A 3004-nucleotide genomic window follows, 5' to 3' on the forward strand; every position below is an offset into this window, starting at 1 on the left:
ATAATCCATCCACCGATTGTATCCACATCGTCTTCTTCAATGTGTAATCCAAACAAATCTTTTACTTCTGAGATAAGCACTTTTCCATCAACAATTTTATGATACTCGTTCACATGTTGAATTGGTGGTGCTTCATCTTCATCATATTCATCACGAATTTCGCCGACGATTTCCTCCAATATATCTTCAAGCGTTACAATTCCAGCTGTTCCTCCGTACTCATCATATAAAACAGCCATTGGAATTCGCTTCTTCTGCATTTGCAGTAATAAATCATGAATTGGAGTCGTTTCCATAACTTCAATAATCGGACGCATATACGTGCGAATCGATGATAAATCTTCTTGATCGTTGTTCATATATCGAATAAAGAAATCTTTTACGTTGACCATACCGATAATATCATCTTTATCTTCTCCAAAAATCGGATAACGTGTGTATCGTTCATTTTGGATTACTTTCATGTGTTCTTCTACTGAATCTTCAAGATAGAAACCAACGATTTCTGTACGCGGTACCATTATCTCTTTCGCGATGCGATTATCAAATTCAAAGATATTATTTACATACTTGTATTCAGCTTGATTAATTTCGCCACTTTCATAGCTATCTGAAAGAATAAGACGTAATTCTTCTTCTGTATGAGCTACTTCATGTTCAGAAGCTGGTTTCAAACCGAATAAACCAGTTATAACACGAGCTGAACCGTTCAATACCCAAATAAATGGATACATGATTTTATAGAACATCATTAACGGAGTTGCCAATAACAACGTTACTTTTTCAGCCTTTTGAATTGCCAGCGTTTTCGGAGCTAATTCCCCTACTACAACGTGTAAATATGTCATTAGCATAAAAGCAAGACCAAAAGTTAATACTGATGAGATAGAAGGATTTACGTTCCATTTCTCAAATAACGGGTGTAATAACTTTTCGATTGTCGGTTCACCTAACCAACCTAATCCCATCGCTGTAACTGTAATACCTAATTGACAAGCAGATAAATATTCATCTAAATTTGTTGTTACCTTTTTCGCTGCTAACGCACCGCGTTTCCCTTCCGCAACAAGCTGATCAATGCGACTTGAACGTATCTTAACAATCGCAAACTCTGCTGCTACGAAAAATCCAGTAAATGCGATTAAAATCGCAACCATGACTAAATTAAATATTTCCAATGAATCCCCTTAGTTAAAAAACTAAGGTGTCCACCTCCTGTATACTATAATGTTTTCTTATTTGTTCGTTAGAAAACATAGCCCGATACAAAAATTAAAGAGGGCGGATTTCACTTATTCTATAATAATAGAGCAAGTGTCTGTAATAAAGCTGTCGTTTGACCTGATAAAGATTTCGATATTTTTTCACGTTGTGAATCAGTCAATTCATCTAAAAGAGGCTTTAACTCTATTAGTTCTGCTTCTAATCTATGAATATGGTCTGTCACTTCATTCACATGTTTCGAAACGTGTTCATTGATACCGAGCAGCTTCTTCTCCTCGATCTTCTCTTTAATCTCACAAAGCGGCATATGCATTTCTTTGCACTTCTCAATAAATTGTAATGTCTCAAATGCTGTTTCGTCGTAATAGCGATAATTAGATTGAGATCGCTCCGCTTTTAAGATTCCTAGATTCGTATAATAATCAATCGTTCGTTTCGACACGTGAGCCATGAGAGCCAACTGTCCGATTCGATACACCTTCCCAACGATCTTCCCCCCTTGTTTATATTACTATTATCATACAATACATAAACTGTACAGTCAAACGTGACGGTTTGTTATTCACAATTTATATAAAATTTCTCGTCTCATCTTATACTATCCATAAACATATAATCTATTAATTTAATTATATATAAAAATCAATATTTTTATTAAACCACCACTACCGAAATGTAGCCATTGAATAGCCCGTTCCTTCAACTTTTCTTATTTACGAACATATCATAATAATATCGATATAAATTATTTATTCTATAGGAGGAGATTGAAATTACCACAACTATTATTTCTCATTTTTATAACGAAGAATATTTGCTTCCTTGGTGGCTTATGCACCATACAAAAATATTCGATCACGGTATATTAATTAATAGAGGTTCCACTGATCGTTCCGTTGAGATTTGTAAATTATTCGCCCCCCACTGGGAAGTGCGAGATTCAAGATTTATTGAGTTTGACCCAACAAATACTGACATTGAAGTGATGGGAATTGAAAGAGAAGTTTCAGGTTGGAAAATCGTTTTAAATACTACAGAATTCTTTTGTTGTAATAATAAAGAAGAGTTTTTCTCATCTCTTCATACACTAGGACAAAATATGTATGCAATTAGAATGATTTTAATGATTGATAACCATAATTATTCGAAGCCAAGATATTCTATCCCATTAGTAGAGCAACGATACCACGGCCTCTTCCCTTATAACCCAAAACTCGGATGTTCCTGGAGATTTATTCACAACCACCTAGATGGAGCATATTTACCTGGTAGACATTATTCGCGGCACGGGAACATAGTTTATGACTATCCTTCATTTATTTTAAAATTTTATTTTAGCCCTTGGAATGAACATACAAAGGCTAGAAAATTACAAATTACACCCACCCTTTCAAAAATGGGTGTTCAAATGGGACTCCAAACTCATTATGGACAATCTCCTGAGGAACTCGAAACCCGTTTTTTAGAGCTTAGTAACGTAACACAAGACCTTCGTAATCATCCTGAATATCAAGAATTATTCCCAAAATTCAAACCGTAATGTTGTACGCACTGGCATATTTTCACACAATTCCTCCTACTTAGCAAAAAATATAAAACCATTCGCATAAAATATGAATACTGTAATTACTATAACTTTTTATTTTAGGAGGACAAAATGAAAGCTGTTATTCTTGCAGGTGGATACGGAACAAGGATTGGGGAAGAAACTCATTTAAAACCAAAACCTATGATTGAAATTGGAACAAAGCCTATTCTATGGCACATTATGAGTTTGTAT

At 34.7% G+C, this 3004-nt stretch carries 4 protein-coding genes; 2 read left to right on the top strand and 2 right to left on the bottom strand.

Annotated elements, in window-relative coordinates; translation table 11 throughout:
• Together AC1DJR_RS24165 and AC1DJR_RS24170 are read right to left on the bottom strand one after the other, a co-directional pair.
• Positions 1-1178: hemolysin family protein (locus tag AC1DJR_RS24165; protein ID WP_477003687.1), on the bottom strand; the 1178-nt coding region annotated here is incomplete at its 3' end.
• Between the two features lie 119 nt (positions 1179-1297).
• Positions 1298-1702, bottom strand: coding sequence for a MerR family transcriptional regulator (locus AC1DJR_RS24170; protein WP_429687582.1), 405 nt, complete (start codon positions 1700-1702; stop codon positions 1298-1300).
• 294 nt (positions 1703-1996) lie between these two features.
• Between AC1DJR_RS24170 and AC1DJR_RS24175 the strand changes: the two genes are divergently transcribed.
• On the top strand, positions 1997-2764 hold the full coding sequence (locus AC1DJR_RS24175; RefSeq protein ID WP_429692017.1) for a glycosyltransferase family 2 protein: 768 nt from the start codon (positions 1997-1999) through the stop codon (positions 2762-2764).
• Between the two features lie 117 nt (positions 2765-2881).
• On the top strand, positions 2882-3004 hold a 123-nt coding region (locus tag AC1DJR_RS24180), incomplete at its 3' end, for a sugar phosphate nucleotidyltransferase (RefSeq protein ID WP_477003688.1).

This window comes from Bacillus sp. 05T31 (assembly GCF_056396725.1).